Source organism: Stenotrophomonas sp. LMG 10879, from assembly GCF_002750935.1.
GTDB classification, from domain to species: Bacteria; Pseudomonadota; Gammaproteobacteria; order Xanthomonadales; family Xanthomonadaceae; genus Stenotrophomonas; species Stenotrophomonas lactitubi_B.
The window spans coordinates 211,886-225,331 of sequence record NZ_PEJT01000005.1; the positions used below are offsets into that span (position 1 = coordinate 211,886).

Below are 13,446 nucleotides of genomic sequence, written 5' to 3' on the forward strand. Positions count from 1 at the left end.
TCAGCCGCCGACGCTGCTGCCGCTGCGGCGCGCACTGGTGCTGCCGAAGCCGCTGCGGCTGGCGGTCACCGCACGGTTCGGCTCGCTGCTGACCGGGGCCAGCCCAGCCTTGCCCGCACCGATGCCGCTGGCGGTGTTCAGGCCGCCGCTGCCACCCGGGGCAGGACGCGCCCAGCCGGCGCTCTTGTCTTGGTAGGCCGGCGCCGACGCCGGCGCCTGCGGGGCCAGGCCACCGCGGTTGCTCAGCATCTGCGACATGAAGAAGCCCATCATCATCGGGCCGATGAACGACGTACCGGCCGAGGTGTGCTGCTGCACGCACTGCTCGGGCTTGTAGTCCTGTTCGCAGGCTTCCTTGCTCGCGTACTTCGGCGCTGCATCGGCGGACTTCTTCTGCGCCTCGGCAAATGCATTGCGGCAGGCAGAAGGATCAGCGGTAGCCGTGGTGCAGGCCTCCACCGAGGTATACAGGCCTTCCTGCACCTGCACCTGCTCTTCCTTCTGGCAGGCAGTGAACAGCAGCGGCGCAGCGCTCATCAGCAGCAGCGCGGTGGTGCGGGAACGTTTCATGGCCTCATGCCTTCAAGTCGGAACAATGCCCCATCATGCCAAATCCCGGCCAACAACCGGAATCGGCAAAGTGGGAAAGATGAACGGAATTTCATTTTCGTCGTTCTCTCCCTCGATCCATCCACGCATGGCGTGGATCCACGTGTCGACCAAGGTCGACACCCACCAACAGCAAGAATCGGGTCAGAGCCCGTTGCGCAGCAAGGGGATCCGACCCCGTCAGATCGCGGACAACTGTCGAAGGCGGGGTGGGTCCGGTTGCGGGGGCGTGAGCGCCATGGATGGCGCGACCGAGCTTACAGGGACGTACTTGCAGCGTCCCCCGCCACCGGACCCACCCCGCCATCCCACGGATAGCCAGCTTTTGACGTTGACGTTGCCGTTGATTCGGCAGGTGCAGGGCGCAGCCCTGCCGGACCACCTCCGGTGGTTGCAGCAGCAACCGAAAAACTCCGCCATCATCAACCGACCCCCACGTCGTACGGCCCGCCCGTTCCGCCAGCCATGCCTGAATACCGCTCCCGCACCTCCACCGCCGGCCGCAACATGGCCGGCGCCCGCGCCCTGTGGCGTGCCACCGGCATGAAGGATGGCGACTTCCACAAGCCGATCATCGCCATCGCCAACTCCTTCACCCAGTTCGTGCCCGGTCACGTGCACCTGAAGGACCTTGGCCAGCTGGTCGCGCGCGAGATCGAACAGGTCGGCGGCGTCGCCAAGGAATTCAACACGATCGCCGTGGACGATGGCATCGCCATGGGCCACGACGGCATGCTGTACTCGCTGCCCAGCCGCGAGATCATCGCCGACTCGGTGGAGTACATGGTCAATGCGCACTGCGCCGATGCGCTGGTCTGCATCAGCAACTGCGACAAGATCACCCCCGGCATGCTGATGGCCGCACTGCGCCTGGATATTCCGGTGGTGTTCGTGTCCGGCGGCCCCATGGAAGCGGGCAAGACCAAGCTGTCCGAGCACAAGCTGGACCTGGTTGATGCCATGGTCGTCGCCGCCGACGACAGCGCCTCGGATGAGAAGGTTGCCGAGTACGAGCGCAGCGCCTGCCCCACCTGTGGCTCGTGCTCGGGCATGTTCACCGCCAACTCGATGAACTGCCTGACCGAAGCGCTGGGCCTGTCGCTGCCCGGCAACGGCACCACCCTGGCCACGCATGCCGACCGCGAAGCGCTGTTCCGCCGTGCCGGCCGCCTGATCGTCGAACTCTGCCATCGCTGGTATGGCGGCGAGGATCCGCGTGCGCTGCCGCGCGGCATCGCCACCCAGGCTGCGTTCGCCAACGCGATGACCCTGGATATCGCCATGGGCGGCTCCACCAACACCATCCTGCACCTGCTGGCCGCCGCGCAGGAAGCGGAGGTCCACTTCGACCTGTCCCACATCGACGCACTGTCGCGGCGCGTGCCACAGCTGTGCAAGGTGGCGCCGAACTCGCCCAAGTACCACGTCGAAGATGTGCATCGCGCCGGTGGTGTGTTCGGCATCCTCGGTGAGCTGGACCGCGCCGGGCTGCTGGATACCTCCGTGCCCACCGTACACAGCAACACGCTCGGCGAAGCACTCGATCGCTGGGACGTGATGCGCAGCGACAACGACACCCTGCACACCTTCTTCAAGGCCGGCCCGGCCGGCATTCCCACCCAGGAAGCCTTCAGCCAGGCCACGCGCTGGCCGTCGCTGGATGTTGACCGCGCCGAGGGCTGCATCCGCTCGCTGCAACACGCTTACTCACGGGAAGGTGGCCTCGCCGTGCTGCGCGGCAACCTCGCCGTCGACGGCTGCGTGGTGAAGACCGCCGGCGTGGACGAATCGATCCACGTGTTCGAAGGCAATGCACGCGTGTTCGAAAGCCAGGACGCGGCGGTCGCCGGCATCCTCGCTGATGAAGTGAAGCCCGGCGACGTGGTGGTCATCCGCTACGAAGGCCCGAAGGGTGGCCCGGGCATGCAGGAAATGCTGTATCCGACCAGTTACCTGAAGTCGAAGGGGCTGGGCAAGCAGTGCGCACTGCTGACAGACGGGCGTTTCTCCGGTGGTACCTCGGGCCTGTCGATCGGCCACGTCTCGCCGGAAGCGGCCAGCGGCGGTGTGATCGGGCTGGTGGAGGATGGTGACCGCATCCGCATCGACATCCCGGCGCGGCGCATCGACCTGCTGCTGGACGACGCCACGCTGGCCCAGCGCCGCGCCGAGGCCGATGCGCGTGGCTGGAAGCCGCGTGCACCGCGCCCGCGCAAGGTCACCAGCGCGCTGAAGGCGTACGCCCTGCTGGCCACCAGCGCCGACAAGGGCGCCGTGCGCAACACCGCCCTGCTCGGCGATTGAAGACGGGTAGTGCCGGCCGCTGGCCGGCAGTGCCCCTTCAGCACGCGGCACTACCCGCCCCCGGGGTGCATCATGTGCGGCCCCACACATGGACGTCCTGATGCGCCGTTTCCTCAGCCTGATATCACTGGCACTGGCCACTGCGACCGCGTCGGCGTCCGCCGACGAATGCCGCTTCGACAACCGTGCCGAACTGCTGGCGATGTCACCTGGAGCATTCGACCACGGCCCCGGCGAGGGTTGGGACGCGCTGGTCCGGCGCGCCGGCTGCCAGTTGGAACTGGCTGACCTGTTCGCCGCATACCGGCGCCAGGCCAAGGCGAGCGGCCACCCAGAGCTGGCCTGGCACGAGGCACAACTCCGGGCCTACGAGGGGCAACGCGATCCCGCCAGCGCGCTGATGCGGTTGACGTACAAGCCTGCCGGCGCCGACCCGGAGGGGTGGAACCTCTACGTGGATGCAACCATCGCCTTTCTGGATGACGACCTGCCGGCACTACGACGTGCTCGCGCGCGCTTGGCCGCCCTGCCGCTGCCACCCGGTACCACGCTCAGGGATGGGATGGTCGAGATGCGAAGCGCAGAGGGCCTGCAGCACGTCGCATGGCCACCGCGGCTGAAGACGGTGGACGACCTGATCCGCTGCATGTACCAGCCCTACGCACTGGCGTCCGAGTCATGCCCCCAGTCGCAGTACTGAAAGGCGAAACGACCCTGCTCGCGCGGCGGGGTCAGAGCCCTTCCGGCGGAAGGGATCCGACCCTGCTGCTCAGCCGATGGTGCGCTTGAACGGCGGCAGCGCGTCGATGATGCGCTTGCCGTAGCGGCGGGTCAGCAGCCGCGAGTCGAGGATGATCACCCGGCCGGTGTCGGTGGAGGTGCGGATCAGGCGGCCGGCGAACTGGGTCAGCGTGCGCAGCGCATGGGGAATGGCAATCAGGTTGAACGCATTGAGCCCGCGCGCTTCCACCCACTCGCTGAGGGTGGCGGTCTGCGGATCGGTCGGCACCGCGAACGGGACCTGGGTGATCACCACCGTGGTGCAGGCCTCACCCGGAAGATCCAGGCCTTCGCCGAACGAGTTGAGTCCGAACAGCACCGAACCCTCGCCGGCAGCCACGCGGCGCAGGTGTTCGTCGATCATGCGCGTCTTCGACATCTCGCCCTGCACCAGCACCTGCTTGCGCTTGGCGGCCGGCATCAGGCCTGCCACCTTCTCCATCTTCCAGCGCGAGGTGAACAGCACCATCGAGCCCTTCGTCCAGTCCAGTTCCTTGCCGATGTAGCGCGCCACTTCACGCGGATGGCCTTCGCGGTCATCGGGCGTGACCGGGAACGGCGGCACGATCAGCTCGGCCTGGTTGGGCAGGTCGAACGGGGAAGACAACGAGACCATCTCGGCGGTTTCAGGGATGCCGTTGTCGATCGCCAGCGCCTGGAAATCGCCGCCGCCGGTCAGCGTCGCCGAGGTCAGCACCACCGAATCCACTTCATCCCACAACAGCTTGCGCAGCACGTGCGCGGCCGACACCGGCGAGCCATGCAGCACGAGGTCGCCGTCGCGGGTGGCGGTCACCCAGCGCGCCATCGGCGGCGCGCCTTCCTTGTCCTCGCGGCGCCAGACCTGCCACAGGTTGTACTGCTGCTCGATCATCTCCAGCGCCATGCCCAGGTTGCGCTGCAGGCGCTCGCGCGCCGGATCGTCCGGCTTGCCCTTGGCGACCTGCGCGGTGGCCGCGTGCGCCCAGTTGTAGAGGCTACGGGTATCGTCGGCAAGCGCCTCGATCGGCTCGCGCCAGGCCTCGGGCAGGCGCCCGTTGGCCGCGCGCCACATCGGTTCCTCATCGGCCGGCGCCGGCATCCACACCGCCTCGACATGATCGCGGAACGCACGCAGGCCCTTGGCCACGTTGCTGGCCGCGTCGATGGCTTCGTTCGGCAGCAGGTTGCCGAGGCGATCCTTGTCGACCGCGCGGTAGGCGCCGGCGATCAGGATCTGCAGGCGGCCGGTGCGCTTGGCCATCTCGTCCAACGCCAGGCTGGCCGCACCCTGATCGATGGCCACATTGCCAACGTGGTGGCCTTCGTCGAGCACCAGCAGCATGTCCGACGGCGCGGCGATCATCGGCTGGCCGTTGTCGCTGTCACCAATGGACAGCGCCGACAGCAGCAGCGCGTGGTTGGTGACCACGATCTGCGCGTCACGCACGGTGTTGCGCGAGCGCAGCACCGCGCACTGCGCCGAGTACGCACAGCGTCGCCCCGCACAGCCCGAGGCCGGGGTGGTGATGCGGCTACGCAGGCCGGGACTGATGGTTTCCGGTGCGTTGTCGATGTCGCCATCCCAGCTACCGCTGGTGAAGGCCACGGTGAGGCGCTTGGCGATGTCCATCTCGATCGGCGCCAGCGGGCGGTCGAACAACGGCTGCTCGTCCTCGAACATGCCGTTCTGCGCGCCCTCGCCGTGCGCCTCGGCGGCGTTGCGCGTGCACAGGTAGCGGGTGCGGCCCTTGGCCAGGGCAACGGTCGCCTCCAGGCCGGTGGCCTTGAGGAAGTTCGGGATATCGCGCTCGACCAGCTGCGACTGCAGCGCCACGGTACCGGTGCTGATCACCAGCTTCTTCTTGCTGGCCAGGGCAATCGGCACGCCGGCGGTCAGGTAGCCCAGGCTCTTGCCCACGCCGGTCGGTGCCTCGACCACGCCCACACCGCCGCTGGTGGACAGCGCACGCGACACCACGCCGATCATCTGGCTCTGCGAGCGGCGGGTGGAGAAGCCGGGGGTATTGGCCTGCAGCGTCGTGTACGCCTTGCGGATCGCGTCCTTCAAGGTGTCATCGAGCTTGCGTGGGGCGGCGACGGTTTCGGTCACGCCAGAACTACCGTAGCGGGGTCAGGCCGGCCATTGTCGCATGGCCGGCCACGGGCTCCGAGGCGCGGGCGCTGAACAGGGTCAGCCGCGTCGCGCGATGGCTGGATGCGCGCCCCACAACCCTACCGACGCGGCCACTGCCGCCATCGCGGTCAGGGCGTCGCAGTGCGCTGCCGCAGCAGCCGTACCAATGCCCAGACCAGCAGTACCGTGCCGACGGCATCGAGCATGGCCAGGCCGAAGTGAACCACGCCCAGCACGGTGCTCAGCTGCGAGATCGCACTGAAGTCACCCCGGCTGACCATCCACATCGGCACCAGGTTGGCCAGCAGGCTGCCCATGCTGGACGCCAGCAACAGCAGCAGGCCGGAAAGCGCGCCGGTACGTGCCGGATCGCGCGGCGCGCCCATCACCCAGACCAGGCCGACGCACAGGGCGATCAGCACCGGCAGGCGCACGCCGACCATGGTCAGCAGGGAGACCATCAGAGCCTGGCTGTCCATCGATCAGTCCTGCCCGGCGAAGGCACCGGCTCCGGCGCGCAGCTGCTGGTAGACCGCGTCGGTCTGCGGGCGTACGGCGTGCCACTGCAGGAAGCTCTCCGCCGCCTGCTCGACCAGCATGCCCAGGCCATCGACCGTGTTGCGGCACTGCGCGGCGCGCGCCCAAGCCAGGAAGGCGATGGCGGCCTCGCCGTAGTTCAGGTCGACCGCCGTGGTCATCGAATTGACCAGAGACAGCGGCAGCTTGAACTCGGCGTCGCGATCGCGGCCGGCCGAAGTGGCGTTGAGGATCAGCTCGAAATCTCCGAGGTCGCGCAGATCGTCCCAGTAACGGCTGAGCGCGCGGCCCGGCTCGCCCATGGCATCGATCAGTTCGTCGGCGCGTTCCGGCGTGCGGTTGACCACCACCAGTTCGGTGATGCCGGCATCGAGCAGCGCCGGCGCGACGCTTCGCGCCGAACCACCGGCGCCCAGCAGCAGCACGCGGCGGCCGCGCAGGTCCAGGCCGTGGCGGTCGGTGAGGTCGCGCACCAGACCGATGCCATCGGTGGTGTCACCGTGCCAGCGGTCGCCCTTGCGCAGCAGAGTGTTGACCGAGCCGGCGCGGCGCGCGCGTGCGGTCAGCGTGGTGCACACGGAGAATGCCGCTTCCTTGTGCGGTGAGGTGACGTTGGCACCGACACCGCCCTCAGCGGCGAACACCTCCAGCCCGGCCAGGAAGGCGTCCGGGGCGAGATCGATGCTGCGGTAGTCGAGGGAGATGCCTTCCTGGCGACCGAACGCCGCATGGATCTGCGGCGACTTCGAGTGGGCGACGGGGTGTCCGAAGACGGCGTAACGATCGGTCATGGAATCCTCAAGCTGGCTAGACTGGTGCTCTTTCGTGCATGGACCTGGATGATGCGTATCGCCCCGACCCTGCTGGTGCTCGCCGCCAGTCTACTCTCTGCCCCGGTGGCGATGGCGTTGAACGAGTACGGCATCGAGGGCATGGGCGTGGTCTCCACCCGCGCCGATGAGGGCCGGGCCACGATCAGCGCCGATGGCCAGCGCATCGTCTTCGCCCGTCGTGGCGAGGCCGGCTGGGGGCTGTGGCAGGCGCGCGTGGTCGACGGCCGCTGGCAGCAGGCGCAGGCCTTGCCGCTGGCAGTGACCGGCGAGGTGCGCGACCCGTATTTCAGCCACGACGGCCGCTGGCTGCTGTTCGCCGCAGGCCGCGAGGGCCGGCTGGCGCTGTACCGGGCGGCGATTGCCGCCGATGGCGGCTTGGGCACCCCACAACCGTTGGCCGGCGATGGCGGTCGCCATGAGGAGCGAGGCCCGGCATTGAGCGCGGACGGGCGGCGGCTGCTGTTTGCCCGCCAGCAGGGCCGTGGTGCCGGCTGGGACCTGTTCGTGGCCACGCTGGACGCGCAGGGCGCGCGCGGGCCGGCGACGGCGCTGCAGGCATTGAACAGCGCTGCCGATGAAACCGACGGCGACTGGCTGGGCAGCGCAGGCGCCGTGGCCTTCAGCCGTGGTAGCGGTGATACCGCGCAGGTCTGGACCAGCGGTTGCGCGTGGACGGGCGCTGCGTTGCAGCCGCTGGGGTTGTCGTTCAATCAGGGAAGCGGCTGGACCGGCGCGCCGGTGGTCGACAACGCCAAGCCGGGCGAAATGATGGTGGCCAGCAGCGCGGCGAAGTCGCCACGCGCCGGTGGCGTGGACGTGTACCGGCTGGCCGTGCCGAAGGTGGTGGCAGTGGCGGGCTGCGACGGGTAATGGGCAACGGATCGCGCGGGCGTTCATCCACGCATGGCGTGGATCTACTGGAACCCGCGTTGTAGTAGATCCACGCCATGCGTGGATGATGGTTCGGTGGGTGCCGACCGCCCCCCTCCGGTAGGTGCCGACCTTGGTCGGCACAGAAACAAAACCGCCAACCAAGGTTGGCGACTACCAGTAGATCCACGCCATGCGTGGATGATGGTTCGGAGTCGGCACACGGAAGCGCCAACCAAGGTTGGCGACTACCAGAAGATCAACTCAGCGCGACAGCACCTTCGCGCGCTGCTGCTCGTATTCCACCTCGCTGAGCTGGCCATTGTCCTTGCGCCGGTTCAGTGCGGCCAGTTCGGCCTGCACGCTCTCCGGCACGGCCTGCTCGCGGGCAACCTGGGCGGCAGCGGAGAGCTGCTCGGGCGGCCGCCGGGCTGCGCGCCACGCAGCGACGAACACGCCGACGATGATGGCCCCGAACACCAGCGTACCGGTGCCCCAGATCAACCATTGCATCCAACCCATTTCAGGTCCCATCGCGTGTTCCTCCGTCCGTCGTGGGCGCTATTGTCAGCGCTCGCGCAGCCAACGCGCCACCTGCGGCGCAAAATAGGTCAGCACGCCATCGGCACCGGCGCGCTTGAAGCCCAGCAGCGATTCCAGCACGCACGCGCGCTCGTCCAGCCAGCCGTTGGCGAACGCCGCCTTCATCATCGCGTACTCGCCGCTGACCTGGTAGGCGAAGGTCGGCACGCCGAAGGTCTCCTTCACCCGCCGCACCAGGTCCAGGTACGGCATGCCCGGCTTGACCATCACCATGTCCGCGCCCTCTTCCAGGTCCAGCGCGATCTCGCGCATCGCCTCGTCACCGTTGGCCGGGTCCATCTGGTAGGTCTTCTTGTCGGCCTTGCCGAGGCTGGCCGCGCTGCCCACCGCGTCACGGAACGGGCCGTAGAACGCCGAGGCGTACTTGGCCGAGTAGGCCATGATGCGCACGTTGAGATGGTGGTCGGCGTCCAGCGCACGGCGGATCGCACCGATACGGCCATCCATCATGTCCGAAGGCGAAATGATGTCCGCGCCCGCCTCGGCGTGCGACAGCGACTGCCTGACCAGTGCTTCGACGGTGATGTCGTTGAGCACGTAGCCCTTGTCATCGATGATGCCGTCCTGGCCGTGCGTGGTGTACGGATCCAGGGCAACGTCGGTCATCACCCCCAGCTCCGGGAAACGCGACTTCAGCGCGCGGATCGCACGCTGCGCCAGGCCGTCCTCGGCCCACGCCGCAGAGGCGTCCAGCGACTTCTGCGAGGCATCCAGCACCGGGAACAGGTCGATCACCGGGATGCCGAGTTCCAGCGCTTCCTCGGCCACCTTCAGAAGTTCTTCGATCGACAACCGCTCCACGCCGGGCATCGACGGCACCGCGACGCGGCCAGCCGGCTCGTGCACGAACACCGGATAGATCAGGTCGTCGGTGGTCAGCGTGTTCTCGCGCATCAGGCGGCGCGAGAATTCGTCATGGCGCATGCGCCGCGGGCGGTAATGGGGATGAGGCATGGCAGGCTCCGGGGAGTGGCTATTGCAACAGGTAGCCCTGCGGCAGCAGGGGTGCGGGCAACGGGCGTTCGCCGAGGGCATCGAGCTGGTCGATCTCGATGGTGCGCACCAGCGCGTCCAACGGCAGGTCGTTCGGCTCCAGGCCGAACGGGTCTTCCATTTCTTCACCCAGCTGGTCCAGGCCGAAGAAGGCATAGGCCAGCACCGCCGACAGCACCGGCGTGGCCCAGCCCAGCGAACTGGCCAGGCCGAACGGCAGCAGTACGCAGAACATCCACGCGCAGCGGTGCAGCAGCAGGGTGTAGGCGAACGGCAGCGGGGTGGTGAGGATGCGCTCGCAGCCGGCCTGGATCGAGGACATCGCGTGCAGGCGCTCTTCCAGCTGGACGTAGAGGATCGAATCGAGCGTGCCTTCGCGCCGGGCCTGGGCCAGTTCGGCGGCGATCATCGCCAGCAGCGCATCGGGCACGTTCTCGCGCTGAGCGAGCTGCCCGCGCTGTTCCTCGTCCAGCCATGGCACCGCGGCCAGCGCCACGTCGCGGGCACGCAGGCGCGCGGCCAGTGCGTAGGCGAAGGCGGTGGTCAGGTAGCTGATGCGCTGGCGGCGCGGCGCGTCGTCGGCCAGCAGTACCTGTACCTGGCGGGCCAGCGAACGCGATTCGAACACCAGCTGGCCCCACAGCTTGCGGCCCTCCCACCAGCGGTCGTAACAGGCGCTGTTGCGGAAGCTGAGGAAGATCGACAGGACCAGGCCGAGCAGGGTGAACGGGGTGACCGAGACGCGCTCGATGCCGACCGGCGGCGCCAGTTCCACCACCGCGGCGACCGCGATGGAGAGGATGAGGATGGCCAGTACCTTGGGCGCGATCGCCGGGACGATGGAGCCACGCAGGATGTACAGCAGTTGCCAGCCGTGGGGACGGGAACGAATGATCATGGGAGCAGCCGCGCAGGGCGCAGTTCGACAGGCACGCGGGGGGCTCGCGCAGCCGCCCATTCTACTCCCTGCCCGGCCAGCGGCCGTGTACCTGCGACGCCCGGTCGCACCGGCCGTACTGCCTCAGATGACGCCGCCGCCGAGCCCCAGGCGCAGGATGCCGACCACCACCACGATGCCGTTCAGGATCAGCCCGGTCCAGGCCCGGCCGCGCTTGCTGGGGTGGGTGAACAGGATGCCGAGTGCGGCGATGATCGCGCCGACCGCAGCAAACGGGATCAGGAACCAGTTGCCCCAGCCCAGCAGCGGTATCAACGCCAGGATCATCCACAACAGGGCCAGTACGCCCCACAACAGACTGATCACACCCATAGCGCACTCCCCGTGGTTGTTCTTGCTCCCAACCATAGCCGTTCCCGGCAGCGCCGCCTACCGCGTTGCCGTCAACCTCACCGGCACCGTGCTAGCGTGCGGCCATGGGTCGAGCCCCGATGTTGGCGCCGATTCAGAGTGCCCGGCTGATGATCCGAACCAGTCCTACAGGGGTATACGCCATGAACATCCGTTGGGTCGCCTTGGCGGCCATGCTGCTGACCGTTGCCGGTTGCGCCAGCACTTCCAAGGTCATGCTGGGCCGCGCCCGCGCGCCGATCGATCCGGCCCAGGTGCAGATCTATTCGACGCCACCCGCCGGTTCGCAGGAAATCGCCCAGCTGGAGTCGTCGTCGGCGGTGGGCTTCGGCACGCAGGGCCAGACCGACGCCGCCGTGGCCCGCCTGAAGCGCGAAGCGGCTGCGCTCGGTGCCAACGGCGTGATCCTGATGGGCGTGGGCAGCAGTGGCTCACCGGTCGGCATGTCGGTGGGTGCCGGCAGCTACGGTTCACACGTGGGCGGTGGCGTGGGCATCGGCATACCGACCACGCAGAAACGCGCGGCCGGCGTGGCGATCTGGGTGCCGAATCCGGCGCCGCCGGCACGCCTGCCGACGCAGACGATCACCCCGCAGCGGTGACCCACACGGGTCACCGCGGGTAGCGCCGGGCCACGCCCGGCGTCTCTTCCGCTGCGCTCGCCGGGCGTGGCCCGGCGCTACCGTTACTTCTTCTGGTATTTCGGCACGAACACCTCGTTCACCGCTTCAGCCAACTGGTCCGGCGGCAACAGGCCCTGGTCGAGCAGGAAGTTGTTGAACGCCAGGCGGTCGAACTTCGCGCCCAGTGCCAGCTCGGTCTGCATGCGCAGTTCGAGGATGCGGGTGTAGCCGTAGAAGTAGCTGCCCGCCTGGCCCGGCATGCGCACCATGTAGCGGTCCAGTTCCTGGGTAGCCATCGCCTTGGACAGGCCCACCTGCTCGATCAGCACGCGCTCGCCGTTGGCACGGTCGGTCAGGCCGAGGTTGAGCATCGGGTCCAGCATGGCGCGGGCGGCACGCAGCAGGCGGAACTGCAGCGCGATCATCTGCCCGTCCAGCGGCTCATACGGCACCATCTCCGCTTCGGCATACAGCGCCCAGCCTTCCACGTTCACCGAATTGAACGCGAACATCGTGCGCGCCAGCGACACGCCGCGCTCGACCATCGCGGTGAACTGCAGTTCGTGGCCCGGGCGGCCTTCATGCGCGCTCAGCGTCCAGGCCGCCGACCCGAAGTTGAAGTCGTCGTACTGCGCGCCCGCACCGGCCGCCGGGTTGCCCAGCGGCAGCACGAAGGTGCCCTGCTGCCCGGTGTTGTTGACCAGCGGCGCGGGCAGGAAGTGCGGTGCCGGGCTGGCAGCGCTTTCGGCGGCCGAGCCCAGGCGCATCTGCATTGCGCGCTGCGGCACATCGACGATGCGGTGCTCGCGGATCAGCGGATCGATGGCATCGATCACCTTGCGGTAATGGCCTTCAAGCTGGTCATCGGCGATCTTCTCGCCCTTCAGCGCGCGGATCACCGCCACCGGGTCGCTCGGGTCACTGACCTTCAGGCCCTTTTCTTTCGCGACAAGCGGCGCCAGCTGGCGCATCGCCGAGCGCGTTTCCATGAACTCCAGCTGCGCACGCTGCATCAGCAGCTTCGGGTCGATATCGATGCCGACCTGCTTGAGCTGATAGGCGTACAGCGGGGCCGGCAGGCGCGCATCGGCACGTGCCTTCGGCAGCACCTCCTTGCGGGTCCATGCGGCGTAGTCCTTCATCTGTGCGGCAAGCGCCTTCATCGCCTCGTCGGCACCGGCGACCTGGTACTTCTTCAGCAGCGACTCGATACCGGTGATGTAGGTCTCGACGTTGTCCAGCGACTGCTGCACTTCGATCTTCGTCGGCTGCAGCAGCGTGCTGTCCTTCAACCGCTCTTCGTAGCGCTGGCGGGCCAGCGTGGTGAACGCGGTGCCACCCGGCTGCAGGCCCGCGTATGCCTTGAGGCGATCGACCGCCTTGGCCCGGCGCTCGGCCGGCACCTGGTCGGACAGCAGCAGGTTGAGGCCGCCGAACACGCTCTGCGGCGCATCGCGCCACGGCAGCAGGTACTTCTGGTTGAGCTCGCTGCCTTCGATGTTCTGGTTGGCGGCGGCGATCATGATCTCCAGGTCCTGGCGGACGTTGGGATCCTTCTCAGTGGCCAGTTTGGCCTTCAGTTCGTCGCGGGCCTTGGCCATCGCGGCGCGGTAGCGCTGGTCGTTGTCCGGGCCGAGGTCGGCGACCTTGTCGTCGTAGCCGGGCACGCCGAAGAAGCCGGTCTCCTCGGGCTGGAACGGGCCCTGGGCGTCCAGCAGGATCTGCGCCAGCGCGTTGCTGCGCGCGACCCAGGCCGGGCTGGCCGGCGTAGAGGCCTTGGCGGCCGGTGCGGCCAGGGCCGGTGGGGCCGACAGCAGCGGGGCGGCGGTCAGGGCCAGGGCGATGGCAAGCGCGATCGGCTTCATGGAG

General features: G+C 68.2%; 13 protein-coding genes. 4 read left to right on the forward strand and 9 right to left on the reverse strand.

Features of this window, described 5'->3' with window-relative positions:
• Positions 1–570, reverse strand: a complete 570-nt coding sequence (locus CR919_RS09605; protein ID WP_099819826.1) for a DUF1190 domain-containing protein — start codon at positions 568–570, stop codon at positions 1–3.
• 504 nt (positions 571–1,074) lie between these two features.
• On the opposite strand from CR919_RS09605, the gene ilvD reads away from it, so the two are divergent.
• Positions 1,075–2,913 carry a dihydroxy-acid dehydratase gene (ilvD, locus tag CR919_RS09615; protein WP_099819827.1) on the forward strand — a complete coding sequence of 613 codons (1,839 nt, stop codon included), beginning with the start codon at positions 1,075–1,077 and terminating at the stop codon, positions 2,911–2,913.
• A 100-nt stretch (positions 2,914–3,013) separates the two neighbouring features.
• On the forward strand, positions 3,014–3,613 hold the full coding sequence (locus tag CR919_RS09620) for a hypothetical protein (protein WP_099819962.1): 600 nt from the start codon (positions 3,014–3,016) through the stop codon (positions 3,611–3,613).
• A 69-nt stretch (positions 3,614–3,682) separates the two neighbouring features.
• Here CR919_RS09620 and dinG read toward each other — a convergent pair whose 3' ends face one another.
• The 3 genes from dinG to aroE form a co-directional block, all read right to left on the reverse strand.
• Positions 3,683–5,785: an ATP-dependent DNA helicase DinG gene (gene dinG / locus CR919_RS09625; RefSeq protein WP_099819828.1), complete on the reverse strand. Its 2,103-nt coding sequence runs from the start codon at positions 5,783–5,785 to the stop codon at positions 3,683–3,685.
• A 152-nt stretch (positions 5,786–5,937) separates the two neighbouring features.
• Positions 5,938–6,288: a hypothetical protein gene (locus tag CR919_RS09630; RefSeq protein WP_099819829.1), complete on the reverse strand. Its 351-nt coding sequence runs from the start codon at positions 6,286–6,288 to the stop codon at positions 5,938–5,940.
• Positions 6,289–6,291: 3 nt separating this feature from the next.
• On the reverse strand, positions 6,292–7,137 hold the full coding sequence (gene aroE / locus CR919_RS09635; protein ID WP_099819830.1) for a shikimate dehydrogenase: 846 nt from the start codon (positions 7,135–7,137) through the stop codon (positions 6,292–6,294).
• A gap of 48 nt (positions 7,138–7,185) precedes the next feature.
• Between aroE and CR919_RS09640 the strand changes: the two genes are divergently transcribed.
• Positions 7,186–8,049, forward strand: coding sequence for a PD40 domain-containing protein (locus CR919_RS09640; RefSeq protein ID WP_099819831.1), 864 nt, complete (start codon positions 7,186–7,188; stop codon positions 8,047–8,049).
• Between the two features lie 264 nt (positions 8,050–8,313).
• Here the strand turns inward: CR919_RS09640 and CR919_RS09645 are convergent, their stop codons facing one another.
• The 4 genes from CR919_RS09645 to CR919_RS09660 form a co-directional block, all read right to left on the reverse strand.
• The gene (locus CR919_RS09645; protein ID WP_089237657.1) at positions 8,314–8,583 is read right to left on the reverse strand and encodes a hypothetical protein; all 270 of its coding nucleotides are present in this window, start codon (positions 8,581–8,583) and stop codon (positions 8,314–8,316) included.
• 33 nt (positions 8,584–8,616) lie between these two features.
• On the reverse strand, positions 8,617–9,606 hold the full coding sequence (gene hemB / locus CR919_RS09650) for a porphobilinogen synthase (protein WP_099819832.1): 990 nt from the start codon (positions 9,604–9,606) through the stop codon (positions 8,617–8,619).
• A gap of 19 nt (positions 9,607–9,625) precedes the next feature.
• Positions 9,626–10,543, reverse strand: a complete 918-nt coding sequence (locus CR919_RS09655) for a bestrophin family ion channel (RefSeq protein WP_099819833.1) — start codon at positions 10,541–10,543, stop codon at positions 9,626–9,628.
• Positions 10,544–10,666: 123 nt separating this feature from the next.
• Positions 10,667–10,915 carry a hypothetical protein gene (locus CR919_RS09660; RefSeq protein ID WP_032952021.1) on the reverse strand — a complete coding sequence of 83 codons (249 nt, stop codon included), beginning with the start codon at positions 10,913–10,915 and terminating at the stop codon, positions 10,667–10,669.
• Between the two features lie 182 nt (positions 10,916–11,097).
• Here CR919_RS09660 and CR919_RS09665 point away from each other — a divergent pair, with 182 nt between their 5' ends.
• Positions 11,098–11,556, forward strand: coding sequence for a hypothetical protein (locus CR919_RS09665; RefSeq protein ID WP_099819834.1), 459 nt, complete (start codon positions 11,098–11,100; stop codon positions 11,554–11,556).
• Between the two features lie 83 nt (positions 11,557–11,639).
• Here the strand turns inward: CR919_RS09665 and CR919_RS09670 are convergent, their stop codons facing one another.
• Positions 11,640–13,442, reverse strand: a complete 1,803-nt coding sequence (locus CR919_RS09670) for a DUF885 domain-containing protein (RefSeq protein ID WP_099819835.1) — start codon at positions 13,440–13,442, stop codon at positions 11,640–11,642.
• Positions 13,443–13,446 lie beyond the last annotated feature (4 nt).

What these genes read in the sequence shown, in the direction of transcription:
- CR919_RS09605 (WP_099819826.1), bottom strand. Translation starts at nt 570, where the DNA reads ATGAAACGTTCCCGCACCACCGCGCTGCTGCTGATGAGCGCTGCGCCG.
- ilvD (WP_099819827.1), top strand. Translation starts at nt 1,075, where the DNA reads ATGCCTGAATACCGCTCCCGCACCTCCACCGCCGGCCGCAACATGGCC.
- CR919_RS09620 (WP_099819962.1), top strand. Translation starts at nt 3,014, where the DNA reads ATGCGCCGTTTCCTCAGCCTGATATCACTGGCACTGGCCACTGCGACC.
- CR919_RS09630 (WP_099819829.1), bottom strand. Translation starts at nt 6,288, where the DNA reads ATGGACAGCCAGGCTCTGATGGTCTCCCTGCTGACCATGGTCGGCGTG.
- aroE (WP_099819830.1), bottom strand. Translation starts at nt 7,137, where the DNA reads ATGACCGATCGTTACGCCGTCTTCGGACACCCCGTCGCCCACTCGAAG.
- CR919_RS09640 (WP_099819831.1), top strand. Translation starts at nt 7,186, where the DNA reads ATGATGCGTATCGCCCCGACCCTGCTGGTGCTCGCCGCCAGTCTACTC.
- CR919_RS09645 (WP_089237657.1), bottom strand. Translation starts at nt 8,583, where the DNA reads ATGGGACCTGAAATGGGTTGGATGCAATGGTTGATCTGGGGCACCGGT.
- hemB (WP_099819832.1), bottom strand. Translation starts at nt 9,606, where the DNA reads ATGCCTCATCCCCATTACCGCCCGCGGCGCATGCGCCATGACGAATTC.
- CR919_RS09655 (WP_099819833.1), bottom strand. Translation starts at nt 10,543, where the DNA reads ATGATCATTCGTTCCCGTCCCCACGGCTGGCAACTGCTGTACATCCTG.
- CR919_RS09660 (WP_032952021.1), bottom strand. Translation starts at nt 10,915, where the DNA reads ATGGGTGTGATCAGTCTGTTGTGGGGCGTACTGGCCCTGTTGTGGATG.
- CR919_RS09665 (WP_099819834.1), top strand. Translation starts at nt 11,098, where the DNA reads ATGAACATCCGTTGGGTCGCCTTGGCGGCCATGCTGCTGACCGTTGCC.
- CR919_RS09670 (WP_099819835.1), bottom strand. Translation starts at nt 13,442, where the DNA reads ATGAAGCCGATCGCGCTTGCCATCGCCCTGGCCCTGACCGCCGCCCCG.